The following is a 5,380-nucleotide window of genomic DNA, read 5'->3' as shown; positions in this document are numbered from 1 at the left end:
TCCCCCAGCAAGCTGGGGGAGGAATGGGTTGTGGTTCGAGGATAGCCGTTTCGGCACGATTGCCGCCGACCCGGCCGCGCAGGGCGATGTGGTGCTGGCGCGCAAGGATGCGCCGGCGTCGTACCATCTGGCGGTCACCATCGACGATGCGGCGCAGGGGGTGAGCGATGTGGTGCGGGGCGAGGATCTGTTGGCCGCGACGCATGTCCATCGGTTGCTGCAGGCGCTGCTCGACCTGCCGGCGCCGCGTTACCATCATCATGCCTTGCTGACCGGGCCGGATGGGGAGCGGCTGGCGAAGCGGCATGGCGCGCCGACGCTGGCGGCATTGCGCGAGAATGGCGTGGATGGAAGGGCGATTGCCGATGCCTTGCGACGGGGCGAGGTTCCGGTTGGAATCGGCGCGGGGAAGGACTAGATTAGCGCGATGCAGCTCTTCCTGGTCCTCCTGCTCGTCGCCGCAATGCTGGCTACCGTCTTCGCCCTGATCAAGGGGATCGTCGCGTTCCTGCGCACGACCGAAGCGGAACTCAAATCGGGCGATGGACCGAGCGCGTCGGCGCTGAAATCGAACAAGGCGATGCAGCAGCGCATCCTGTTTCAGGGGATCGCGATTGCGATCGTCGCGCTGCTGTTGCTGATGGCGAGCGGCAAGTAAGCGGGACAACCCCGCGCGATGGTCAAGCTCAACAAGATTTACACGCGCACCGGTGACGACGGCACCACGGGGCTGGTCGACGGGTCGCGCGTGGCCAAGCACGACGCGCGGCTGGCGGCGATCGGCGATGTCGATGAGGCGAACAGCGCCATCGGCGTGGCGATTGCAGCGATCGGCGAGGACTATCCCGCGCATCTGTTGAAGACGGTACAGAACGACCTGTTCGACCTGGGCGCGGACCTTGCGACCCCGGGCGAGGCGTTCGAGCCGGACGAGATGACCCTGCGCATCGTCCATGCGCAGGTCGCGCGGCTGGAAGTGGCGATCGACGCCGCCAACGAATCGCTTTCCCCCCTCACCAGCTTCATCCTTCCCGGCGGGACGTCGAGTGCAGCGGCGATGCATCTGGCGCGCGCGATCGTGCGCCGGGCAGAACGCAGCGCGACCGCGGCAGCGGCGGAAATTTCGATCAATCCGCAGGCGCTGGCCTATCTCAACCGCTTGTCGGACCTGCTTTTTGTCCTCGCGCGCGAAATGAACCAAAATGCCGGTGGCGACGTTCTGTGGACACCAGGGGCGCACCGCTGAGCTGAGGATTTGACCCTCGCCGCGTTTCGGGTTAGGAGAACGAAATGCGAACGAAGGCGACGCCCGCCGCGTGCTGCACAACGCTCGAAACGCGGTTCCGCAAGGTCCGCGACCTTTCCGCCAATCTCGTTGCGCCTTTGTCCGACGCCGATGCCAGCGTGCAGTCGATGGACGATGCCTCGCCCGCCAAATGGCATCTGGCGCATACGACCTGGTTCTTCGAGACCTTCGTGTTGCGCGATTTCGTGCCGGGCTATCGGCTGCACGACGATCGCTTCCCGTTCCTGTTCAACAGCTATTACGAGGCCGAGGGGCAGCGCCATGCGCGGTCGCGGCGGGGCATGGTGACGCGGCCGACGCTGGCGCAAGTGCTGGACTATCGCGCGGCGGTGGATGCGGCTTTGGTTGCGGCGCTGCCCCACCTTCCGCAAGCGGCGGTGGCGCTGGTGGAACTGGGGTGTCACCATGAGGAGCAGCATCAGGAATTGCTGCTGACCGATATTCTGCACCTGTTTTCGTGCAATCCGATCGAGCCGGCGATCTGGCCGGGCGATCCCAAGGTGCCGGTGGCCATGCCGGGACCGATCGAGTGGATCGAAGGTGCGCATGGCGTGGCCGAGATCGGCACGCAGGGCGACGGATTCGCGTTCGATTGCGAGGGGCCGCGCCATCGCGTGCTGCTGCACCCGCATGCGGTTGCCGACCGCACCGTGACCAATGGCGAATGGGCGGCGTTCATCGCCGATGGCGGCTATCGCGAGCCGCGCCACTGGCTGTCCGACGGCTGGGCGTGGGTCCAGCGTGAGGGCATCGACGCGCCGCTCTATTGGGAGCGACAGGACGGCGGCTGGACGCGGTTCGGGCTGGATGGGCGGCGCGCGATCGACCCCGCCGCGCCGGTCACGCATGTGAGCTTCTTCGAGGCCGATGCCTATGCCAGCTGGGCCGGCGCGCGGCTGCCGACCGAGGCGGAGTGGGAGGTTGCGGCGGCGAGATCTGACCCGGCCGGCGGCAATCAGCTCGATCGTGCCGGGCCGGTCGAGCCGCGCCCTGCCGCCGCTGGCCCCGCTTTCTTTGGCGATGTGTGGGAATGGACCGGCAGCGCCTACCGCCCCTATCCCGGCTTTGCCGCCGCCGAGGGGGCGGTCGGCGAATATAATGGCAAGTTCATGAGCGGGCAGTTCGTGCTGCGCGGCGGCAGCTGCGCCACGCCGCGCGGCCATGCGCGCGCGAGTTACCGCAATTTTTTCTACCCGCACCAGCGCTGGCAGTTCACCGGAGTGCGGCTGGCGAAAGATCTCTGATACCCCTTCCCCCCACCGCATCGAGGAGCCCAAGCGATGCTGAAGCAGGAAATCGAAGACGGCCAAGTGAGTCTGGCCGACCCGGCGTTTCGCGCCGATGTGCTGAACGGCCTGACTGCACGCCCCCGGGCGATCCCGGCGCGCTGGTTCTATGACCGGCGCGGGTCGGAGCTGTTCGAGGACATCACCCAGCTGCCCGAATATTATCCGACGCGGACCGAGACGGCGCTGCTGGAGCGCGTGTGTCCGGAGGTCGCACACGCGGTCGGGCTGGGCGGAGCGGTGGTCGAGTTCGGATCGGGATCGTCGGTCAAGACGCCGATCCTGCTGCGCGCGCTGCGCCCGGCCGCCTATGTGCCGATCGACATTTCGGGTGATTTCCTGCGCGATTCGGCGCGGACAATCGCGACGCAATTCCCCGGGCTGGCGGTCGAGCCGGTGGAGGGCGACTTCCTGAAGCCGCTGAAGCTGCCCGCCGGGATCGGGGGGCTGGCGCGGTTGGGCTTCTTTCCGGGCTCCACGATCGGCAACATGGCGCCGGTCGCGGCGGTGGACTTGCTGCGCACGATGCGCGGTTCGCTGGGGGAGGGATCAGCGCTGCTGATCGGGATCGACCGGATCAAGGACCCGGCGGTGCTGGTGCCCGCCTATGACGATGCGCAGGGCGTGACCGCGGCGTTCAACCTCAATCTGCTCAAGCGGATCAATGCTGAGCTGGATGGCACGATTCCGGTCGATGCGTTCGCGCATGTGGCGCGCTGGAACGACGAGCGCGCGCGGATCGAGATGCATCTGGAAGCGACCCGCGCAGTGGCGTTCGAGGTCGACGGACGTGGCTTTGAAATGGCGACGGGCGAGACGATCCATACCGAGAATAGCCACAAATATGGCGACCGCGATGCGCGGTTGCTGCTGGCGGCGGGCGGATGGACGGTGACGCGGGCATGGACCGACGATGCCGGGCTGTTCGGCCTGTACCTGGCCGAGGCACGCGCGGTGGAGACGGCGCCGTGATTTCCTCTCCCCTTCAGAGAGGGGAGCTTGGGGGTTCCACATTCCCGCTCGCACGCCAGCGGCCGCGCAGCAACCGGGCCGCGAGGGCGGGAGCGCCGGGACGCACGAACAGCCAGTCGCGGATCCCGGGGCCGGCGTCGGCGCCGATCACGCGCTTGTAGCCGCTGTCGCCCGCGCCCCAGTCGACATTGGTGATGCCGTCCTCAAGCGCGCGGACGAGGTTGCGGTAATAGAGCAATTTCCCCGGCGAATGCTTGGCGACGCGCGGGTCGTAGCTGTTGGCGATGGCGTATTTGAGCGACCCGGCGTTGAGGTCGAACGAGAATGCGGTGGGTTCGCCATCGATGCGCAGCACCGCCGCCCACAGCATGTCCGCGATCACCGGATCCTGCGCCGCCGCGCGCCAGAAGGCGCCATGGCCGGTGTCGGTGAACTTGGCATCGCGCCCGTCGGTGCGGTCCGCGATCCAGCTCTTGCGCTCGATCTCTGCCAGTGCGTCGAACGCCGACGCAGTCCAGTCGGCGCCGCTGACAAAGCTCCAGTCGGGTGCGCCATGTTCGGCGAGATGCTTTTCATGAAAGCGATTCTTGCGCAGGGTCGAGTTGCGCGGCCACGTCCCCTCCGCCTGCAGCGCCGCCATATCGAGCAGGAAGCTTTCGGCGACGAAGCGGTCGAGCGCGACCCAGCCGCGCGTGGCGGCGGCGGCGCGCAACCCTTCCAGCGCGGGGTCGCCGTCATAGACCGGGCCGATGCGCAGCGCATTGGCGTGGCGGGCGAGCAGGTCGAACGCGACCTCGAACGCTTCGGTCCCGGCGTCCTGCGCGACGGGGAAGGCGCGGAACGGCCAGTAGCAGCCGGGCACCTGCACCACCCGCAAGGGCGCGGGGCCGGTGGCGATCATTGGTAGCGCGAGGATCGGCAGGCCTTCGCGCGCGACCGTCAGCGTGCGCGCTGCGCCGCCATAGGCGTGGAGCGCGGCGGCGAACCAGCCATAGCGCAGAAAGCGGTGCGTCGGCGCGGCGGATGCGGCGACACCGTCTATCGCGCTTGCCAGCCCGTCACCGATGCTGGCGGTCAGCAGCGGCGGCAGGCGCGTGAAGTCGGCGAGCGGCATCGGCTTCGTCATGGGCGCGGGTCTAGCGCCAAGTCGTTACGAATGGGTTGGCGGTGGTGGATTAGCGCCATAAGCTGGGCCTTATGCAGGCACCCATGATCTCCACCGTCGCCGCGACGATCCAGATTTCGATCGCGCCCGTGTTCCTGCTGGCGGGTATCGCCGGCATCCTGAACGTGCTGGTCGGGCGGATGGCGCGGGTGGTGGACCGCGCGCGCAAGCTGGAGCAGCTGCACCCGGTTTCGACCGGCGCGGAACATGAGCGGCATGTGTGGGAGCTGCGCCTGATCGACCGGCGGCTGTCGGTGATCAACACCTCGATCTGGCTGTGCGTCGCGAGCGCGATCGCGATCTGCCTGGTTGTCGCATTGCTGTTCGGGGCGGAGATCGTCCATCTCGACATCGGCGTGGTCGTGGCGGCGGCGTTCATCGCGTCGATGCTGTTGCTGACGTCCGGGCTGATCGCGTTTCTGTTCGAAGTGCGCCTGTCGGTGCAGGCGGTGCATGTGCGTGAGGAATTGCTGGAGCGCGACCGGGCGGGGTGAGCGGGATGTAAACTCCTCCCCCAGCTTGCTGGGGGAGGTGGCAGCGCGCAGCGCTGACGGAGGGGCAGCCCCGCAGAAGGCGGAATCTTGCCGAGCTGCTAACGGCTGTCTGCGCAGCCGCCCCTCCACCACCGGCTTCGCCGGCGGTCCCCCTCCC

7 protein-coding genes are annotated in these 5,380 nt (G+C 67.7%); 6 read left to right on the top strand and 1 reads right to left on the bottom strand.

The genetic code is table 11. From position 1 onward, the window contains the following. From AX681_RS15510 to egtD, 5 genes are all read left to right on the top strand, one after another. On the top strand, nt 1–418 hold a 418-nt coding region (locus AX681_RS15510), incomplete at its 5' end, for a glutamate--tRNA ligase family protein (RefSeq protein WP_231734983.1). 9 nt (nt 419–427) lie between these two features. Then, on the top strand, nt 428–658 hold the full coding sequence (locus AX681_RS15505) for a twin transmembrane helix small protein (protein ID WP_066659383.1): 231 nt from the start codon (nt 428–430) through the stop codon (nt 656–658). Nucleotides 659–676: 18 nt separating this feature from the next. Continuing rightward, nucleotides 677–1,246: a cob(I)yrinic acid a,c-diamide adenosyltransferase gene (locus AX681_RS15500; protein ID WP_066659381.1), complete on the top strand. Its 570-nt coding sequence runs from the start codon at nt 677–679 to the stop codon at nt 1,244–1,246. Between the two features lie 44 nt (nt 1,247–1,290). Continuing rightward, on the top strand, nt 1,291–2,550 hold the full coding sequence (gene egtB / locus AX681_RS15495) for an ergothioneine biosynthesis protein EgtB (RefSeq protein ID WP_066659380.1): 1,260 nt from the start codon (nt 1,291–1,293) through the stop codon (nt 2,548–2,550). Nucleotides 2,551–2,586: 36 nt separating this feature from the next. Continuing rightward, a complete protein-coding gene (egtD, locus tag AX681_RS15490; RefSeq protein ID WP_066659379.1) occupies nt 2,587–3,564 on the top strand; it encodes an L-histidine N(alpha)-methyltransferase in 978 nt (325 codons plus the stop codon). Between the two features lie 13 nt (nt 3,565–3,577). On the opposite strand, the gene AX681_RS15485 is transcribed toward egtD, so the two are convergent. Beyond that, on the bottom strand, nt 3,578–4,690 hold the full coding sequence (locus AX681_RS15485) for a GNAT family N-acetyltransferase (RefSeq protein WP_066659378.1): 1,113 nt from the start codon (nt 4,688–4,690) through the stop codon (nt 3,578–3,580). Nucleotides 4,691–4,773: 83 nt separating this feature from the next. Here AX681_RS15485 and AX681_RS15480 point away from each other — a divergent pair, with 83 nt between their 5' ends. Further along, on the top strand, nt 4,774–5,223 hold the full coding sequence (locus tag AX681_RS15480) for a DUF2721 domain-containing protein (protein ID WP_231733718.1): 450 nt from the start codon (nt 4,774–4,776) through the stop codon (nt 5,221–5,223). The last annotated feature ends 157 nt before the right edge of the window (nt 5,224–5,380 follow it).

It is taken from the genome of Sphingomonas sp. CCH9-E2, assembly GCF_001557215.1.
In the GTDB taxonomy this organism is placed as follows: domain Bacteria; phylum Pseudomonadota; class Alphaproteobacteria; order Sphingomonadales; family Sphingomonadaceae; genus Sphingomonas.
This window is presented reverse-complemented; position numbering and strand designations above follow the sequence as displayed.

Coding starts and splice junctions, on each gene's coding strand:
- egtB (WP_066659380.1), top strand. CDS start 1,291: ATGCGAACGAAGGCGACGCCCGCCGCGTGCTGCACAACGCTCGAAACG.
- egtD (WP_066659379.1), top strand. CDS start 2,587: ATGCTGAAGCAGGAAATCGAAGACGGCCAAGTGAGTCTGGCCGACCCG.
- AX681_RS15485 (WP_066659378.1), bottom strand. CDS start 4,690: ATGACGAAGCCGATGCCGCTCGCCGACTTCACGCGCCTGCCGCCGCTG.
- AX681_RS15480 (WP_231733718.1), top strand. CDS start 4,774: ATGATCTCCACCGTCGCCGCGACGATCCAGATTTCGATCGCGCCCGTG.
- AX681_RS15505 (WP_066659383.1), top strand. CDS start 428: ATGCAGCTCTTCCTGGTCCTCCTGCTCGTCGCCGCAATGCTGGCTACC.
- AX681_RS15500 (WP_066659381.1), top strand. CDS start 677: ATGGTCAAGCTCAACAAGATTTACACGCGCACCGGTGACGACGGCACC.